This window comes from Pseudomonas wadenswilerensis (genome assembly GCF_900497695.1).
GTDB lineage: Bacteria > Pseudomonadota > Gammaproteobacteria > Pseudomonadales > Pseudomonadaceae > Aquipseudomonas > Aquipseudomonas wadenswilerensis.
On sequence record NZ_UIDD01000010.1, the window covers coordinates 681,901 to 700,354 of the forward strand.

An 18,454-nucleotide genomic window follows, 5' to 3' on the forward strand; every position below is an offset into this window, starting at 1 on the left:
ACTACTGACGCCCGTCGCGTCCGGTCAGACCTCGGCAAACCCGCCGTTGATGGCATCGCGGGCTTCGAAAGCGGCACGCACGGGTGCGAACGAGCGCCGGTGAATCGGCGTCGGCCCCAGGCGCGCCAGGGCTTCGAGGTGCACCGGGGTCGGGTAGCCCTTGTGCCCGCCGATGCCGTAGCCGGGGTAGATCAGCTCGAACGCCGCCATCTCGCGGTCACGGGTGACCTTGGCCAGGATCGACGCCGCCGCAATGGCCGGCACCTGGCTATCGCCCTTGACCACCGGTGCCGCCGGCACCGACAGCTGCGGGCAGCGATTACCGTCGATCAGCGCCAGTTTCGGCGTGACGCTCAGACCTTCGACTGCACGCTGCATGGCCAGCATGGTGGCGTGGAGGATATTGAGCTGGTCGATTTCCTCGACCTCGGCGCGGGCGATGCAGAAGCTCAGGGCTTTTTCACAGATTTCGTCAAAGAGCTTTTCACGCTTGGCTTCGGTGAGCTTTTTCGAGTCGTTGAGCCCCAGAATCGGCCGCTGTGGGTCGAGAATCACCGCAGCGGTCACCACCGCGCCGCACAGCGGGCCACGGCCCACTTCGTCGACACCGGCGACCAGGTCCTCGACCAGGTTGAAGTCCAATCCCATTTGCATCTATCGGTTTTCCAGCAGGGCCAGCACCGCGTCAGCTGCCTGGTTCGAGGCATCGCGGCGCAAGGTACGGTGAATCTGGTCAAAGCCTTCGGTCTGCTGCACACCGCCATGCACCAGCGGCGCCAGGGTCTGGGCCAGCGCTTCGGCGCTGGCCGCTTCCTGCAGCAACTCGGGCACCAGCATGCGCTGGGCCAGCAGGTTGGGCAGCGACACGTACGGGCTTTTTACCAGGCGTTTCAAAATCCAGTAGGTCAGCGGGGCCAAACGATAGGCCACGACCATTGGCCGCTTGAACAGCAAGGCTTCAAGGGTCGCAGTACCGGAAGCGATCAGCACCGCATCGCAGGCGGCCAGGGCCTGGTGCGAGCGACCGTCAAGCAGGGTCACCGGCAAGTCGCGGCCCTGGAGCATCTGCTCAAGCTGGGCACGGCGTTCGGCATTGGCGCACGGGGAAACGAAACGCACCCCCGGCACCAGTTCGCACAGGCGCTGGGCGGTATCGAGGAACAGCGCACCCAGGCGGCCAACTTCGCCGCCACGGCTGCCCGGCATCAACGCCACCAGCGGCCCCTCAGCCAGGCCCAGCTGTTCGCGCGCAGCGGCACGGTCAGCGTCCAGCGGAATGCTGTCGGCCAGCGGATGGCCGACAAAGCGTACCGGCACACCCTTCTCTTCATAGAATTTGGCTTCGAACGGAAACAGCGTGAGCATCAGGTCGCAGCCTTCGCGAATCTTCAGCACGCGCTTCTGCCGCCAGGCCCAGACCGAAGGGCTGACGTAATGCACGGTCTTGATCCCGGCCTTGCGCAGGTTCAGTTCGATATTGAGCGTGAAATCCGGGGCATCGATACCGATAAAGACGTCCGGACGCTCGGCGATCAGGGTCTGGATCAGTTCCTTGCGACGCTTGAGCAGCTCGCGCAGGCGCCCTAGCACCTCGACCAGACCCATCACCGCCAGGCGCTCCATGGGGAAGTACGAGCTCAGGCCTTCAGCCTGCATCAACGGCCCACCCACACCAATGAAGCGTACTTGCGGATGACGCGCCCTGAGCGCGCGCATCAGCCCGGCGCCGAGAATATCGCCGCTGGCCTCACCGGCCACCAGCGCTACACAAAGCTCGGCCATATCAGCGGGTGATGCCGCGAGTGGAGTTCTGGATCGACTTGAGGAACACGTCGACTTCAGGGAACTGGGTAGCCGGCTCGACAAGCTCGGCAATCGCCTGCTCGACGGTCAGGCCCTGGCGATAGACCACCTTGTAGGCCCGGCGCAGGGCGTGAATGGCGTCTTCGCTGAACCCGCGACGGCGCATGCCCTCGAAGTTCATGCTGCGCGCTTCAGCCGGGTTGCCGAACACGGTGACGTAGGCCGGTACATCCTTGCCGATCGCCGTGCCCATGCCGGAAAAGCTGTGGGCGCCGATATGGCAGAACTGATGCACCAGGGTGAACCCGGAGAGGATCGCCCAATCGTCGACATGCACATGGCCAGCCAATGCAGTGTTGTTGACCAGGATGCAATGGTTGCCAATGACGCTGTCGTGACCGATATGGGCATAGGCCATGATCAGGTTGTGATCACCCAGGGTGGTTTCCGAGCGGTCCTGCACGGTGCCACGGTGGATGGTCACGCCTTCGCGGATCACGTTGTGATCGCCAATCACCAGGCGTGTGGCTTCACCCTTGTACTTGAGGTCAGGGGTGTCTTCGCCTACCGAGGAAAACTGGTAGATGCGGTTGTGCCGACCGATGCGGGTCGGCCCTTTGAGAATCACGTGTGGACCGATGACGGTCCCCTCGCCGATCTCGACTCCGGCACCGATGATCGACCAAGGGCCTACCTCGACTCCGTCGGCGAGCTTCGCCGATGGATCGATGATTGCCCGAGGGTCAATCAAACTCATAGTTTGCGTTCCGCGCAGATGATCTCGGCCGAGCATACCGGCTTGCCGTCGACCGACGCCTGGCACTCGAACTTCCAGATCTGGCGCTTGCAGCTGATGAACTTGGCTTCGAGGATCAGCTGGTCACCCGGCAGCACCGGCTGGCGGAAGCGCAGCTTGTCGGAACCGACGAAGTAGTACAGGGTACCGTCCGCAGGTTTGACGTCGAGCATCTTGAAGCCGAGGATGCCGGCCGCCTGGGCCATGGCCTCGATGATCAGCACGCCCGGCATGATCGGATGCGCCGGGAAGTGACCATTGAAGAAAGGTTCGTTGATGCTGACATTCTTGTAGGCACGAATGCGCTGGGCCTCGACGTCCAGTTCCACCACCCGGTCCACCAGCAGGAACGGGTAACGGTGAGGCAGGTATTCGCGAATCTCGTTGATGTCCATCATTTCGGGGGGAAGCCTGTAGTAAAGATAGGGAGCGCCGGTTTTCACACGGCGCTCCTTTAGCAAATCAAAGAGTCAGTCTAGGGCTGTTCACTCTTGATCAGGAAATGGTATCAGCCTTCTGATGAAGCTTTATCGCCGGAGGTCACGGCGGCGAGACGCTTTTCCAGCTGTTGAAGGCGTTTTGACATCTCGTCCAGCTGGCGAATTCGTGCGGCGCTCTTGCGCCACTCGGCCAGCGGCTGCATCGCCGTACCGGAAGAATAGGCGCCTGGCTCGGTAATCGAGCGCGTCACCATGGTCATCCCGGATACGAAAACGTTGTCGCAGACATCGATGTGTCCAACCATGCCGACACCGCCGGCAATGGTGCAGTGCTTGCCGATCTTGGTGCTGCCGGAAATTCCGACACACGCCGCCATCGCCGTATGATCGCCGATCTGCACGTTGTGGGCGATCTGGATCTGGTTGTCGAGCTTGACCCCGTCACCGATGCGGGTATCGGCCAGAGCGCCGCGGTCGACCGCGGTGTTGACGCCGATCTCGACATCGTCACCGATGCTCACACCACCGATCTGGGCGATTTTCTGCCAGACGCCTTTCTCGTTGGCAAAGCCGAAGCCTTCGCCACCGATCACCGCGCCCGACTGAATGACCACTCGCTTGCCGATACGCACGTCGTGGTACAGGGTCACCCGCGGGGCCAGCCAGCCGCCCTCGCCGATCACGCAACGCGCGCCGACGAAACACTGGGCACCGATGGTCACGCCCGGGCCGATCTGCGCACCGCTCTCGATCACTGCACAGGCACCCACACTGGCGCTGGCATCGACCTGGGCATCGGCGGCAACCACGGCGCTGGGATGAATTCCCGCTACAGCCCTGGGCTTTGGATCGAACAGGTGGGAGATGCGCGCGTAGGCGAGGTACGGATCGGGAACGATCAGGGCGTTACCGGCAAAACCCTCGGCGTCGGCCGGCTTGAGCAGGATCGCTGCCGCGTGGGTTTCAACCAGGTACTTGCGGTACTGCGGGTTGGCGAGAAAGCTCAACTGCCCCGGCCCGGCTTCCTGAAGGGTCGCCAGGCCAGTGATTTCCAGCTCCTCGGGGCCACTCAGGGTGGCGCCGAGGAACTCGGCCAGCTGACCGAGTTTCATGGTCACGGTCATGATCAACGGGACTGATTCATGCGCTCGATAACCTGGCGGGTGATGTCGTACTGAGGTTTGACATCAATGACCGCGCCACGCTCGAGAACCAGGTCGAAACCGCCTTTCTTGATCACTTCTTCAACCGCGCCATCCAGCTTCGGCTTCAGTTGTTTCAGCATTTCGCGATCAGCCACGGCCTTGGACTCGTTCAGCTCCTTGGACTGGAACTGGAAGTCACGGGCTTTCTGCTTGTATTCAAGCTCCAGGCGCTCGCGCTCAGGCTGGGCCATCTTGTCGCCACCGGCACGGATCCGGTCGGCAATGCCCTTGGCGCTGCTTTCCAGGTTCTTCAGCTTGGTCAGCTGCGGGCCGAATTTCTTCTCGGCATCGACTGCGTACTTCTTCGCCGCGTCCGACTCGAGCAGAGCCATTTGATAGTTCAGCACGGCAACTTTCATTTCGGCGAAAGCCGGGGTTGCGATCAGGGTCGCAGCCAGTACTGCCAGTTGAGTCAACTTACGCACGATGCACTCCTACAGAATCCGTTGTCGTTAGCAAGGGGCAGACCTTAGAAGGTCTGACCCAGAGAGAATTGGAACACCTGGGTATCGGCTTCGTCCGGCTTCTTCACCGGCATTGCCAGGCTGAAGCTCAACGGACCGAGCGCGGTAATCCAGGTCACGCCCAGGCCGACGGAGCTGGCCAGACCCGACAGGCCGACCTTCTCGCAGTTCGGCTTGGAACCGCAGTTGGTGTCGAAAACGTTACCCACATCCCAGAAGACCGAGGTGCGCAGCGAGCGTTGGTCCTTGACGAACGGCAGCGGGAACAGCAGCTCCACACCACCCTGGACGAGGACGTTACCACCGAACGGCAGCGGATCCTGGTCCGGGTCTTCAATGGTACCGGGCTTGTTGCCCTTGCTCGGGGTACTGCGTGGGCCCAGGCTGCTGTCCTTGAAGCCACGTACCGAGTTGAAACCGCCGGCATAGTAGTTCTCGTAGAACGGCAGACCGGAGGTCGAACCGAAGCCATCACCATAGCCCAGCTCGGTGTGCAGGCGCAGGGTGTAGTCGTTGGTGATCGGCTTGAACAGCTGGCCACGGTAATCCAGTTTGAAGAACGACAGGTCACTACCCGGAGTGGTCGCTTCCAGCACCAGGCTTTGCGAGTGACCACGGGTGGCCAGCACGCCCTTGTTCAGGGTCGACTCGGACCAGCCGGCCGAGGCCTTGAAGTTCAGGTACTTGTCGCCTTCCTTGTCGACGAAGTCAAAGATCTCGTCAACGGTGTACTTGCCGGTCTTGATCTCGTCCTGCTGTACGGTCAGGCCGAAGGTCAGGCGCGAGGTCTCGCTGATCGGGTAGCCAACACTGACACCGGCACCCAGGCTGTCAACCGCATAGCTGGCCACGTCGACGTCGAGGTCATCGTAGTCGGTGGTGCGATAGAAAGCGTTGTAGCCCAGGCTGACGCCATCGGCGGTCCAGTAGGGGTCAACGAAGCCGAAGTTGTAGCGGCTCTGGTATTCACTGCGGGTCAGACCGATGGAAACCTTGTTACCGGTACCGAGGAAGTTGGTCTGGCTGATCGAACCACCGAGGATCAGGCCGGCGCTCTGGGCGAAACCGACGCTGGCGGTGATCGAACCGGAAGCTTGTTCTTCAACGCTGTAGTTGACGTCGACCTGGTCGTCGGTGCCCGGTACGGCCGGGGTCTCGACGTTGACTTCCTTGAAGAAGCCCAGGCGCTCCAGACGGGTCTTGGACTGGTCGATCAGGTAGGTCGAAGCCCAGCCGCCTTCCATCTGGCGCATTTCACGACGCAGCACTTCGTCTTCGGACTTGGTGTTGCCGCGGAAGTTGATGCGGTTGACGTAGGCACGCTTGCCCGGGTCGACCACGAACATGATATCGACAGTGTGGTCATCGTCGTGCGGCTGTGGCACACCGTTGACGTTGGCGAAGGTATAGCCTTCGTTACCGAGACGGCGGGTGATCAGCTCGGAGGTGGTGGTCATCACCTTGCGCGAGAACACCTGGCCTGGTTGGACCAGCAGCAGCGACTTGATCTGGTCTTCCGGCACCTTGAGGTCACCGGAGAGCTTGACGTCACGTACCGTGTACTTCTCGCCTTCGTTGACGTTGACGGTGATGTAGACGTGCTTCTTGTCCGGGGTGATCGACACCTGGGTGGAAGCGATGTCCATGTTGATGTAGCCGCGGTCCAGGTAGTAGGAACGCAGACGCTCCAGGTCACCGGAGAGTTTTTCGCGGGCGTACTTGTCATCGTTCTTGAAGAACGACAGCCAGTTGGTGGTCTTGAGCTCGAACAGGCCGATCAGGTCTTCATCGGGGAAGACGGTGTTGCCGACCACGTTGATGTGCTGGATCGCAGCGACAGTGCCTTCGTTGATCTTGATCTTCAGGCCCACGCGGTTACGCGGTTGCGGCACCACCTCGGTGTCGACCTCGGCCGAGTAGCGGCCCTGGGCAACGTACTGGCGTTGCAGTTCGTTGCGCACACCTTCAAGGGTGGCACGCTGGAAGATCTCGCCTTCGGACAGACCGGACTGCTTCAGACCTTTCATCAGGTCTTCGGTGCTGATCGCCTTGTTGCCTTCGATCTCGATGCTCGAAACCGAAGGACGTTCGACCACGGTAATGATCAGGACGTTGCCGTCCCGGCTCAGTTGGATGTCCTGGAAGAAACCGGTCTTGAACAGGGACCGGGTCGATTCCACCAGGCGCCGGTCATCGGCCTCATCGCCGACGTTCAATGGCAAGGCACCAAAAACGCTGCCCGCGGAAACCCGCTGCAGACCATTGACACGAATATCGGAGATGGTGAAGGACTCGGCGTGAACTTCAGCGATCATCAGTACGGCGAGAACCGCAGTTAGCAGCAGACGTTTCATGAAGTCCTTTCTTATTCCAACTGGCAATAAACGACCCACCGCGGGACGCGGCAGGTTCGCAATTGAGCGAAGCTTTACAGTCGACCCAAATCGTTGATCAGGGCAAGCAACATCACCCCGACTACCAAACTGATACCGATCTGGATCCCCCAACCTTGCACCCGATCCGAAAGCGGACGACCACGCGCCCACTCGATCAGGTAGAACAGCAAATGCCCCCCATCCAGTACAGGAATGGGCAGCAAATTAAGAACCCCCAGGCTAATGCTCAGGTAGGCGAGGAAATTCAGGAAATCCCCAACACCGGACTGGGCCGAAGCGCCCGCCACTTTAGCAATGGTTATCGGTCCGCTCAAGTTTTTTACCGAGAGCTCGCCGAACAGCATTTTCTTCAGCGATTCCAGGGTCAGGACACTCATGTTCCAGGTCCGCGAAAGCCCCTCCCCTACGGCCTCGAGCGGCCCGTAACTGACTTCGCGAAGCATGGCATCTGGCCACTTCACCGCTTTGACCCCGGCACCGAGATAACCCGTGGCCGATTTGCCTTCACCGCGGCTGGCCAACGTCACCGGCAGCTCCAGCGGCGCCCCGTCACGCTCGATGCGCAGGACGATCTTGCTGCCAGCCCGGCCACGTACGGTATCGACCACTTGCTGCCAGTTGTTCAGCGCCTGACCATCGAGCGCCAGCAAACGGTCACCGGTTTTCAACCCGGCAGCATTTGCCGGCCCCTTCGGGTCGAGTTCAGCCAGCACCGGCGGCAATACCGGGCGCCACGGGCGCAAGCCCAGCGAGCGAATCGGGTCCGGATCGTCGGCGCCCTTGAGCCAGTTATTGAGGGTCAGCACGTGCGGGCTGTCAACGGACGCGCCCTCCTCGCGCACACTGATGTGCAACTGGCCGCTTTCACCCAGACGGCGGATCAGTTGCAGGTTGACTGCCGCCCAGCCACTGGTTGGCTTGCCATCAATGGAAACAATTTCCTGGCCAGCTGTGAGCCCGGCCACTTCGGCGATACTCCCCGCCTCGACCGCACCGATGACCGGACGCTCCTGCTGGGTGCCGACCATGGCCAGGACCCAGAAGAAGAAAAACGCCAGGAGAAAGTTGGCCACCGGGCCCGCGGCAACAATCGCGATGCGCTGGCGCACGGACTTGCGGTTGAACGATTGCTCGACCTGATCGCGCGGCACCTCGCCTTCGCGCTCGTCGAGCATCTTCACGTAGCCGCCCAGCGGAATGGCCGCCACCACGAACTCCGTGCCATGGCGGTCATGCCAGCGCAGCAGCGGCATGCCGAAACCGACGGAGAAACGCAAAACCTTGACGCCGCAACGCCGGGCCACCCAGAAGTGACCGAATTCGTGAAAGGTGACCAGCACACCCAATGCCACCAGGGTGCCGATAATCATGTAGAGCGCACTCATGTCTTTCTCCGAATGACGTTCAGCGGCACCGGGCCTGACGCACTGATGCGCCAGGCCTCAGCGACCGTGATGAGCCAACCATTGTCCGGCCAGTTGCCGCGCACGCTGATCAGCGGCAAACACCGCATCAAGCGACTCGACGGCAACCACCGGCTCCTGATCGAGCACTTGTTCGATCATACTCGCGATCTCGGGGAAGCGGATGCGCCGCTGGAGAAATGCCTCCACCGCCACTTCGTTGGCCGCGTTGAGCATGGCCGGCGCGCTGTTACCCGCCTCGGCCGCCTCACGGGCCAGGCGCAGGCAAGGGAAACGCTGCTCGTCCGGCGCCTTGAAGTCCAGCCGGGCAATCGCGAACAGGTCCAGTGGCGCCACGCCTGAATCGATACGCTCCGGCCAAGCCAGAGCATTGGCGATCGGCGTGCGCATGTCCGGATTGCCCAACTGGGCCAGCACCGAACCGTCGACATAATCGACCAGCGAGTGGATCACACTTTGCGGGTGCACCACCACCTCAACCTGGCTCGGCCGGGCATCGAACAGCCAGCAGGCCTCGATCAGCTCCAGGCCCTTGTTCATCATGCTCGCCGAGTCGACCGAGATCTTGCGGCCCATGGACCAGTTCGGGTGGGCGCAGGCTTGCTCGGGACTGACATCCACAAGCTCGGCCATCGGCGTTTCGCGAAACGGCCCGCCAGAGGCGGTCAACAGGATACGGCGCACGCCAACCTGAGCCAGGCCGCGGGAGTAATCACCCGGCAGGCACTGGAAGATCGCATTGTGCTCGCTGTCGATCGGCAGCAGCACCGCACCACTGCGACGTACCGCCTGCATGAACAAGGCGCCGGACATCACCAGCGCTTCCTTGTTGGCCAGCAACACCTTCTTGCCCGCCTCGACTGCCGCCAGGGTCGGGCACAGGCCCGCAGCGCCGACGATCGCGGCCATCACGGCATCCACCTCGGCAGCTGCGGCCACCTGGCACAAGCCCTCTTCGCCGACCAGCACTTCAGTGGCCAAGCCGGCTTCCGCCAGGCCTTCACGCAGTTGCTGCGCAGATTCGGCTGTCGGCACCACGGCAAACACCGGGGTATGGCGCACGCACAGGGCCAGCAGCTCTTGCAGGCGCGAATAACCGCTCAGGGCGAACACCTGGTAACGATCCGGATGGCGGGCAATCACATCGAGGGTGCTCAGGCCGATGGAGCCAGTCGCACCCAGCACGGTAATACGTTGCACGCCGCTCACATCGCGCCCCAATTGGCTGCCCAGAGCAGCACGGCAAACACCGGAATAGCCGCGGTGAGGCTGTCGATACGGTCCAGCACGCCACCGTGGCCGGGCAGCAGATTACTGCTGTCCTTGATCCCCGAGCGGCGCTTGAACATGCTTTCGGTCAGGTCGCCAACCACCGACACCAGCACCACCACTGCAGCGCCGAACAAGCCAAGCATCAGCTCGCCTGCGCTCCAGTCACGGTAGATACCCACCGCAGCGGTGATGACCAAACTCAGGACCAGGCCGCCATAGACGCCTTCCCAGCTCTTGCCCGGGCTCACCTGCGGGGCCAGTTTGCGCTTGCCGAAGGCGCGGCCGGAGAAATACGCACCGATGTCCGCACCCCAGACCAGCACCATGACCGCCATGATCAGCCAGTTGCCCAGCGGCCACTGCTTGAGCAGCACCAGGCCTTGCCAGGCCGGCAGCAGGATCAGCAGCCCGATCAGCAGGCGGCAGGCAGCACTGGCCCACAGCTCGCTGCTGCGCGGATAGGTGAGCACCAGCCAGGTGGCCAGCCCCCACCACAATACCGACGCACCCAGCACCCACGGTGCCAGGTCGGGCATCAGGTAGAGCAGCATCAGCAGCCCGGCGACGACCGCCGCATAGGCTACCCGCAGGGATTGCGCGACCAGGCCGGCCAGGCGTGCCCATTCCCAGGCGCCCAGGGTCACCACCACACCGATGAACAGGGCAAAATCGCCACCGTTCAGCAGGAAGAAGCCACACAAGGCGATCGGCAGCAGGATCAGCGCAGTAATGATGCGTTGTTTAAGCATTAAGCACGGGCTCCAGCTTCGACCTGCTCGCTGGTTTTCCCGAAGCGGCGCTGGCGCGAAGCGAAATCGGCCAGCGCGGTGCGCATGGCCTCGTGTTTGAAGTCCGGCCAGAACAGGTCGGAAAAGTACAACTCGGCGTAGGCCAGCTGCCACAACAGGAAATTGCTGATGCGGCGCTCACCACCGGTACGGATACACAGATCGGGCAGCGGCAGGTCGCCTGTGGCCAGGCAGGTCTGCAGCAGCTCGGGGGTGATATCGTCCGGACGCAGGTGACCGGCCTGGACTTCCCGCGCCAGGCGCTGGGCGGCCTGGGCGATATCCCACTGACCGCCATAGTTGGCGGCGATCTGCAGGATGAAGCGGTTGCTGCCAGCGGTCAGCGCTTCGGCTTCACGCATGGCGGCCTGCAGCTCAGGGTGAAAGCGCGAGCGGTCACCGATGATGCGCAGGCTGATGTTGTTGTCGTTGAGTCGCTTGGCTTCCCGGCGCAAGGCCGAGAAGAACAGCTCCATCAACGCCCCGACCTCTTCAGCCGGGCGCTGCCAGTTTTCACTGGAAAAGGCGAACAGGGTCAGCACCTCGACCTTGGCCTCGGCGCATACCTCGATGACCGCGCGCACCGCATCCACACCGGCCTTATGCCCGGCAACACCGGGCAACAGGCGCTTCTTCGCCCAGCGATTATTCCCATCCATGATGATCGCGACATGGCGCGGCACCGATGGGGACACACCTTGCTTGGTCTTTTCCATTGAAAAAAGTCCCGACCCTTAAACGGCCATCAGGTCCTTTTCTTTCTGCTTGACGGCAACTTCGATCTCAGCCACGAATTTGTCAGTCAGCTTCTGGATTTCGTCGGCGGCACGGCGTTCGTCGTCTTCGCTGATTTCCTTTTCCTTGACCAGATCCTTGAGCTGGCTCAGTGCATCGCGACGGATATTGCGCACGGCAATACGGCCATCTTCAGCGGCGTCACGAGCCTGCTTGGTGAAACCCTTGCGGGTCTCTTCGGTCAGCGCCGGCATGGTGATCAGCAACAACTCGCCCAGGTTGGTCGGGTTGAGGTTCAGACCCGCACTGCCGATAGCCTTGTCGACAGCGCCCAGCATATTGCGCTCGAACGCCACGACCTGCAGGGTACGGGCATCTTTCACGGTGATGTTAGCCACTTGCTTGATCGGCGTATCGGCACCGTAGTAAGGAACCATCACACCTTCCAGAACGCTAGGATGCGCCTGGCCAGTACGGATTCGGCTGAAAGCGTGCGCCAAGGACTCCAGCGACTTTTGCATGCGCTCTTGAGCGTCTTTCTTGATTTCGTTGATCATTTTTGAACTTCCTCGATCAGAGTTCCTTCAGCGCCGCCATGCACGATGTTCAGCAGGGCGCCGGGCTTGTTCATGTTGAAGACGCGCAGCGGCATCTTGTGGTCGCGGCACAGGCAGATTGCCGTCAGGTCCATCACGCCCAGCTTGCGATCCAGCACTTCATCGTAGGTCAGATGATCGAACTTCTCGGCATGCGGGTCTTTGAATGGATCTGCAGTGTATACACCATCGACCTTGGTTGCCTTCAATACCACGTCGGCATCGATTTCGATGGCGCGCAGGCAAGCGGCGGAGTCAGTGGTGAAGAACGGGTTGCCGGTACCGGCAGCGAAGATGACCACTTCTTTCGAGTTCAGGTGGCGCATGGCTTTGCGGCGATCATAGTGATCGGTCACGCCTACCATGGAGATGGCCGACATGACGATCGCGGTAATGTTCGCCCGCTCCAGCGCATCGCGCATGGCCAGGGCATTCATTACGGTCGCCAGCATGCCCATGTGGTCGCCAGTGACGCGGTCCATGCCGGCTGCACTGAGCGCCGCGCCACGGAACAGGTTGCCACCACCGATCACCAAGCCTACCTGAACACCAATACCGACCAGTTGGCCGACTTCCAGCGCCATGCGATCCAGGACCTTGGGGTCGATCCCGAACTCTTCCGAGCCCATCAGGGCCTCGCCGCTAAGCTTGAGTAGAATGCGTTTATAGCGAGCTTGATAACCACTGCCCTGCTGAGCCATTGCGAATCTCTCCTGCGGCGTTTGTAAAAAAATCTGGCGGGCTGTTTTCAGCCTGCGCGTAACTCTAGCGTGGCGCAGCTACTGCGCCAGCGAAAGGCGGTCTCGTAAACCGCTCCCGCTTTGACAAAGAGGCTGCGCGCGTGAGCGGGCAGCCTCTTCGGGGCGACAGAGGTGAATCTGTCTTATTGCTTGGCAGCAGCCAGCTGAGCGGCAACTTCTTCAGCGAAGTTGTCGACCGGCTTCTCGATGCCTTCGCCTACTTTGAAGTAGGTGAAGGAAACGATTTCAGCGCCAGCTTTCTTGGCCAGCTCGCCGACCTTGATTTCCGGGTTCATGACGAACGCTTGCTCGACCAGGCTGGCTTCGGCCAGGAACTTCGAGATACGGCCTTTGACCATGTTCTCGACGATGTTCTCAGGCTTGCCCTTGATCTTCTCTTCGTTCAGGGTCAGGAAGACGTTCTTCTCGCGCTCGATCGCTTCAGCCGAAACTTCCGATGGCAGCAGGAACTCAGGGTTGCTTGCAGCCACGTGCATGGCGATTTCTTTGGCCAGCTGGACGTCGCCGCCCTTCAGGACAACAGCAACACCGATCTTGTTGCCGTGCAGGTAGGTGCCGACAACGTCACCTTCAACGCGCACCAGGCGACGGATGTTGACGTTCTCGCCAACCTTGGCAACCAGGGCTTCACGAGCCGATTCGCGGGAAGCGATCAGCGGAGCCGCGTCAGTCAGCTTCTCGGCGAAGGCTTGCTCAACGCTTTCGGCCACGAAGGTTTTGAAGTCGTCTTGCAGGGCCAGGAAGTCGGTCTGCGAGTTGACTTCCAGCAGAACGGCGGACTTGTCGTCGGCCTTGATGGCGATAGCGCCTTCAGCGGCAACGTTGCCGGCCTTTTTAGCGGCCTTGATGGCGCCCGAAGCGCGCATGTCGTCAATGGCTTTCTCGATGTCGCCGCCGGCCTTTTCCAGGGCCTTTTTGCAATCCATCATGCCTTCGCCGGTACGCTCACGCAGTTCTTTGACCAGCGCTGCAGTAATTGCTGCCATTTCAAATTCCTCTTGGATAGGTTTTCAACCATTCCACCCGATACTTGACGGGCGTTCAATTCTGTAAATCCACTTACCAGCACTCATGCAGTAACAAGATTGCAACGGCGATGCTGACAAGAGGATTTCAAGGTGGCAAAAAGGGGGCAAAGCCCCCTTTTCGCGTGCCGAGTAGACGCTAAGCGTCAGCTACTCAGGCTTCGGCAGCCGGTGCTGCTGCTTCTTCGGCGTACACTTCGGTACCGCCAGCAACGTTGTTGCGGCCACGGATAACGGCGTCAGCCATCGAACCCATGTACAGCTGGATAGCGCGGATGGCGTCATCGTTACCTGGGATGATGTAATCAACGCCTTCTGGGCTGGAGTTGGTATCGACAACGCCGATGACCGGGATGCCCAGCTTGTTGGCTTCGGTGATAGCGATGCGCTCGTGGTCAACGTCGATCACGAACAGGGCATCAGGCAGGCCGCCCATGTCCTTGATACCACCCAGGCTGCGATCCAGTTTTTCCAGATCGCGCGAACGCATCAGGGCTTCTTTCTTGGTCAGCTTGGCGAAAGTGCCGTCTTCGGACTGGACTTCCAGGTCGCGCAGACGCTTGATCGAAGCACGGATGGTCTTGTAGTTGGTCAGCATGCCGCCCAACCAGCGGTGATCGACGTACGGCGAACCGCAACGTGCTGCTTCTTCAGCAACGATCTTGCCAGCGGAACGCTTGGTGCCGACGAACAGAATCTTGTTTTTGCCCTGGGCCAGGCGCTCTACGAAGGTCAGTGCCTCGTTGAACATTGGCAGGGTTTTTTCAAGGTTGATGATGTGAATCTTGTTACGCGCGCCGAAAATGTACTTACCCATTTTCGGATTCCAGTAACGGGTTTGGTGACCGAAGTGCACACCGGCCTTCAGCATATCGCGCATGTTGACTTGGGACATGATAGTTCCTTGATAAGTCGGGTTGGGCCTCCACGTATCCCAATGACCAACCCGCGACCCTAAGATCGAAGGCACCCAGGTCATCGTGTCGACACGTGTGTGGGTTTAGTGCTTCCGGAGCTATCCCCGGAAAGCGGCGCATTTTATACCACAGAAGCCCGCCAAGCGAAACCCGAATTACCATAGAACGTCACAGGCTTTTGCACACACCGCCCATTAGCGCCAGAATGGCCCTTATATAAAGGCTGTATCAGCGCCATAGCCGCCTGAATCGGGCATGGCTCTGTTAGAATCCGGCCTTTCCCCAGATTATTCGCGCCTTGCTGCGCCGTAGAGAGCCTGTAATGACCGTTACCATCAAAACCGCCGAAGACATCGAAAAGATGCGCGTCGCCGGCCGCCTGGCCGCCGAAGTCCTGGAGATGATCGAAGAGCACGTCAAGCCCGGTGTCACCACCGAAGCGCTCGACCGCCTGTGCCACGACTACATCGTCAACGTCCAGAAAGCGATCCCGGCGCCACTCAACTACAAGGGTTTCCCCAAGTCGATCTGCACCTCGGTCAACCACGTGGTCTGTCACGGCATCCCCGGTGACAAACCGCTCAAGGATGGCGACACCCTGAACATCGACGTCACGGTGATCAAGGACGGCTACCACGGCGACACCAGCCGCATGTTCCACGTCGGCAGCGTGCCGGTGTGGGCCGAGCGCCTGTCCCAGGTCACCCAGGAATGCATGTACAAGGCCATCGAACTGGTCAAGCCGGGCTGCCGCCTGGGCGACATCGGTGAAGTGATCCAGAAGCACGCGGAAAAGAACGGCTTCTCGGTGGTGCGCGAGTTCTGCGGCCACGGCATCGGCAAGGTGTTCCACGAAGAGCCGCAGATCCTGCACTACGGCCGCGCCGGCACCGGCATGGAGCTCAAGGAAGGCATGACCTTCACCATCGAGCCGATGATCAACCAGGGCAAGGCCGACACCAAGGTGCTGGGCGACGGCTGGACCGCCATCACCAAGGACCGCAAGCTCTCGGCCCAGTGGGAGCACACCCTGGTGGTGACCGCGACCGGTTACGAAATCTTCACCCTGCGTAAAGACGACACTATTCCGCGCACATCGGCCTGACTCTTACAGGAAAGCCTCTCGATGCCCCAGGTGGATCCCGAGCTGTTCGATCGCGGCCAGTTCCAGGCGGAACTGGCCCTCAAGGCAAGCCCCATCGCTGCCTTCAAGAAAGCCATCCGCCAGGCCGGCGAGGTGCTCGACAACCGTTTTCGCAGCGGTCGCGAGATCCGCCGGCTGATCGAGGACCGCGCCTGGTTCGTCGACAACATCCTGCAACAGGCCTGGAATCAGTTCACCTGGAGCGAAGACGCCGATATTGCCCTGATCGCCACCGGCGGTTACGGGCGCGGCGAGCTGCACCCCTACTCCGACATCGACCTGTTGATCCTGCTCGACAGCGCCGACCATGAAGTCTTTCGTGACTCGATCGAACGCTTTTTGACCCTGCTCTGGGACATTGGCCTGGAAGTGGGCCAGAGCGTGCGCTCAGTCGATGAATGCGCCGAACAGGCCCGCGCCGACCTGACGGTTGTCACCAACCTAATGGAAAGCCGCACCATCGCCGGCCCCGAGCACCTGCGCCAGCGCATGCTCGAGGTGACCAGCACCGCGCACATGTGGCCGAGCAAGGAATTCTTCCTGGCCAAGCGTGCCGAGCAAAAGGCCCGGCACCACAAGTACAACGACACCGAGTACAACCTGGAGCCCAACGTCAAGGGCTCACCGGGCGGGCTGCGCGACATCCAGACGGTACTGTGGATCGCCCGCCGCCAATACGGCACCCTCAACCTGCATGCCCTGGCCGGCGAAGGCTTCTTGCTGGAAAGCGAGAACAACCTGCTGGCCTCGTCCCAGGAGTTTCTCTGGAAGGTGCGCTACGCCCTGCACATGCTGGCCGGGCGCGCCGAAGACCGCCTGCTGTTCGATCACCAGCGCAGCATCGCCGCCCTGCTCGGTTTTGGCGACGAGAACCCCAAGCGCGCCATCGAACAGTTCATGCAGCAGTACTACCGGGTGGTGATGAGCATCGCCGAGCTCAGCGACCTGATCATCCAACACTTCGAAGAAGTCATCCTGGACGACGACAGCGGCAGCGCCCAGCCGCTGAATGCGCGCTTCCAGCTCCACGACGGCTATATCGAGGCAGTGCGCACCAACGTTTTCAAGCGCACGCCGTTCGCCATGCTGGAAATCTTCGTGCTGATGGCCCAGCACCCGGAAATCAAGGGCGTGCGCGCCGACACCATTCGCCTGCTGCGTGAACACCGGCACCTGATCGACGACGATTTTCGTAACGATATCCGCAACACCAGCCTGTTCATCGAGCTGTTCAAGTGCGAGATCGGTATCCACCGCAACTTGCGACGAATGAACCGCTACGGCATTCTCGGCCGCTACTTGCCGGAGTTCGGCCTGATCATCGGGCAGATGCAGCACGACCTGTTCCACATCTATACAGTCGATGCGCACACCCTGAACCTGATCAAGCACCTGCGCAAACTGCAGTACACCCCGGTTTCGGAGAAATTCCCGCTGGCCAGCAAGCTCATGGGCCGCCTGCCCAAGCCGGAGCTGATCTACCTGGCCGGGCTCTACCACGACATCGGCAAGGGCCGCCAGGGCGACCATTCGGAGCTGGGCGCAGTGGATGCCCAGGCCTTCTGTGCACGCCATCAGTTGCCGAGCTGGGATAGCCGCCTGATTGTCTGGCTGGTGCAACATCACCTGGTGATGTCGACCACTGCCCAGCGCAAGGACCTCTCCGACCCGCAAGTGATCCACGACTTCGCCCAACTGGTCGGCGATGAGACCCGCCTGGACTACCTCTACGTGCTGACCGTGGCGGATATCAACGCCACCAACCCGAGCCTGTGGAACTCCTGGCGCGCCAGCCTGCTGCGCCAGCTCTACACCGAGACCAAGCGCGCCCTGCGCCGCGGCCTGGAAAACCCGCTGGACCGCGAAGAACAGATTCGCCAGACCCAGGGCGCGGCCCTGGACATCCTCATTCGCGAGGGCACCGACCCGGACGACGTCGAGCAACTGTGGTCGCAGCTGGGCGATGACTACTTTCTGCGCCATACCGCCGCCGACGTCGCCTGGCACAGCGATGCCATCCTTCAGCAGCCGGCCGATGGCGGACCACTGGTACTGATCAAGGAAACCACCCAGCGCGAGTTCGAGGGCGGCACGCAGATCTTCATCTATGCCCCCGACCAGCACGACTTCTTCGCCGTGACCGTGGCGGCCATGGACCAGCTCAACCTGAACATCCATGACGCGCGGATCATCACCTCGAGCAGCCAGTTCACCCTCGACACCTATATCGTGCTCGACAACGATGGCGGCTCTATCGGCGACAATCCCGTGCGGGTCAAGCAGATTCGCGACGGCTTGACCGACGCCCTGCGCAACCCCGACGACTATCCGACCATCATTCAGCGCCGGGTACCGCGCCAGCTCAAGCACTTCACCTTTGCCCCGCAGGTGACCATCCATAACGATGCCCAGCGCCCGGTGACCATCCTCGAACTCAGCGCCCCCGACCGCCCCGGCCTGCTGGCGCGGATCGGCAAAATCTTCCTGGAGTTCGACCTGTCGCTGCAAAATGCCAAGATTGCCACCCTCGGCGAACGGGTCGAAGACGTGTTCTTCATTACCGACGCCGACAACCAGCCCCTGTCCGACCCGCAACTGTGCAGCCGCCTGCAGGATGCGATCGTCGAGCAACTGCGCGTCGACCAGGCGACCGGGGTGCCTTTGACCCGCCTGACCATTTGACCGTTT

Annotated in this window: 17 protein-coding genes; 2 read left to right on the top strand and 15 right to left on the bottom strand. The window is 61.2% G+C overall.

From position 1 onward, the window contains the following. Positions 1-24: 24 nt before the first annotated feature. From rnhB to rpsB, 15 genes are all read right to left on the bottom strand, one after another. Positions 25-654, bottom strand: coding sequence for a ribonuclease HII (gene rnhB / locus CCOS864_RS22145; RefSeq protein ID WP_115088376.1), 630 nt, complete (start codon positions 652-654; stop codon positions 25-27). After that, positions 655-1,782: a lipid-A-disaccharide synthase gene (gene lpxB / locus CCOS864_RS22150; RefSeq protein WP_115088377.1), complete on the bottom strand. Its 1,128-nt coding sequence runs from the start codon at positions 1,780-1,782 to the stop codon at positions 655-657. A gap of 1 nt (position 1,783) precedes the next feature. After that, a complete protein-coding gene (lpxA, locus tag CCOS864_RS22155; protein WP_115088378.1) occupies positions 1,784-2,560 on the bottom strand; it encodes an acyl-ACP--UDP-N-acetylglucosamine O-acyltransferase in 777 nt (258 codons plus the stop codon). Continuing rightward, entirely contained in the window at positions 2,557-2,997 is a 441-nt protein-coding gene (gene fabZ, locus CCOS864_RS22160) for a 3-hydroxyacyl-ACP dehydratase FabZ (RefSeq protein WP_010224833.1), read from the bottom strand. The genes lpxA and fabZ overlap by 4 nt, the downstream gene beginning before the upstream one ends. Positions 2,998-3,107: 110 nt before the next feature. After that, a complete protein-coding gene (lpxD, locus tag CCOS864_RS22165; protein WP_115088379.1) occupies positions 3,108-4,163 on the bottom strand; it encodes a UDP-3-O-(3-hydroxymyristoyl)glucosamine N-acyltransferase in 1,056 nt (351 codons plus the stop codon). A 2-nt stretch (positions 4,164-4,165) separates the two neighbouring features. Continuing rightward, complete coding sequence (locus CCOS864_RS22170) at positions 4,166-4,669, bottom strand: OmpH/Skp family outer membrane protein (protein WP_038996736.1); 504 nt, start codon at positions 4,667-4,669, stop codon at positions 4,166-4,168. Between the two features lie 44 nt (positions 4,670-4,713). Further along, complete coding sequence (gene bamA, locus CCOS864_RS22175) at positions 4,714-7,062, bottom strand: outer membrane protein assembly factor BamA (RefSeq protein ID WP_115088380.1); 2,349 nt, start codon at positions 7,060-7,062, stop codon at positions 4,714-4,716. 74 nt (positions 7,063-7,136) lie between these two features. Beyond that, on the bottom strand, positions 7,137-8,489 hold the full coding sequence (rseP, locus tag CCOS864_RS22180; protein WP_115088381.1) for an RIP metalloprotease RseP: 1,353 nt from the start codon (positions 8,487-8,489) through the stop codon (positions 7,137-7,139). 57 nt (positions 8,490-8,546) lie between these two features. Then, positions 8,547-9,737 carry a 1-deoxy-D-xylulose-5-phosphate reductoisomerase gene (gene ispC, locus CCOS864_RS22185; protein WP_115088382.1) on the bottom strand — a complete coding sequence of 397 codons (1,191 nt, stop codon included), beginning with the start codon at positions 9,735-9,737 and terminating at the stop codon, positions 8,547-8,549. Beyond that, entirely contained in the window at positions 9,734-10,549 is an 816-nt protein-coding gene (locus tag CCOS864_RS22190; RefSeq protein WP_115088383.1) for a phosphatidate cytidylyltransferase, read from the bottom strand. Before CCOS864_RS22190 ends, ispC begins: the two co-directional genes overlap by 4 nt. Beyond that, positions 10,549-11,304 (bottom strand): polyprenyl diphosphate synthase, encoded by a 756-nt coding sequence (uppS, locus tag CCOS864_RS22195; protein WP_115088384.1) that lies wholly within the window; start codon positions 11,302-11,304, stop codon positions 10,549-10,551. The genes CCOS864_RS22190 and uppS overlap by 1 nt, the downstream gene beginning before the upstream one ends. A gap of 18 nt (positions 11,305-11,322) precedes the next feature. Continuing rightward, positions 11,323-11,880, bottom strand: a complete 558-nt coding sequence (gene frr / locus CCOS864_RS22200; protein ID WP_038996742.1) for a ribosome recycling factor — start codon at positions 11,878-11,880, stop codon at positions 11,323-11,325. Then, positions 11,877-12,620: a UMP kinase gene (gene pyrH / locus CCOS864_RS22205; RefSeq protein WP_038614006.1), complete on the bottom strand. Its 744-nt coding sequence runs from the start codon at positions 12,618-12,620 to the stop codon at positions 11,877-11,879. The genes frr and pyrH overlap by 4 nt, the downstream gene beginning before the upstream one ends. Before the next feature lie 182 nt (positions 12,621-12,802). Continuing rightward, positions 12,803-13,666 (bottom strand): translation elongation factor Ts, encoded by an 864-nt coding sequence (gene tsf / locus CCOS864_RS22210; protein ID WP_115088385.1) that lies wholly within the window; start codon positions 13,664-13,666, stop codon positions 12,803-12,805. Positions 13,667-13,859: 193 nt separating this feature from the next. Continuing rightward, the gene (rpsB, locus tag CCOS864_RS22215; protein WP_115088386.1) at positions 13,860-14,600 is read right to left on the bottom strand and encodes a 30S ribosomal protein S2; all 741 of its coding nucleotides are present in this window, start codon (positions 14,598-14,600) and stop codon (positions 13,860-13,862) included. A 344-nt stretch (positions 14,601-14,944) separates the two neighbouring features. Here rpsB and map point away from each other — a divergent pair, with 344 nt between their 5' ends. Next, positions 14,945-15,727, top strand: coding sequence for a type I methionyl aminopeptidase (gene map / locus CCOS864_RS22220; protein ID WP_115088387.1), 783 nt, complete (start codon positions 14,945-14,947; stop codon positions 15,725-15,727). 21 nt (positions 15,728-15,748) lie between these two features. After that, a complete protein-coding gene (locus CCOS864_RS22225; protein WP_115088388.1) occupies positions 15,749-18,448 on the top strand; it encodes a [protein-PII] uridylyltransferase in 2,700 nt (899 codons plus the stop codon). Positions 18,449-18,454 lie beyond the last annotated feature (6 nt).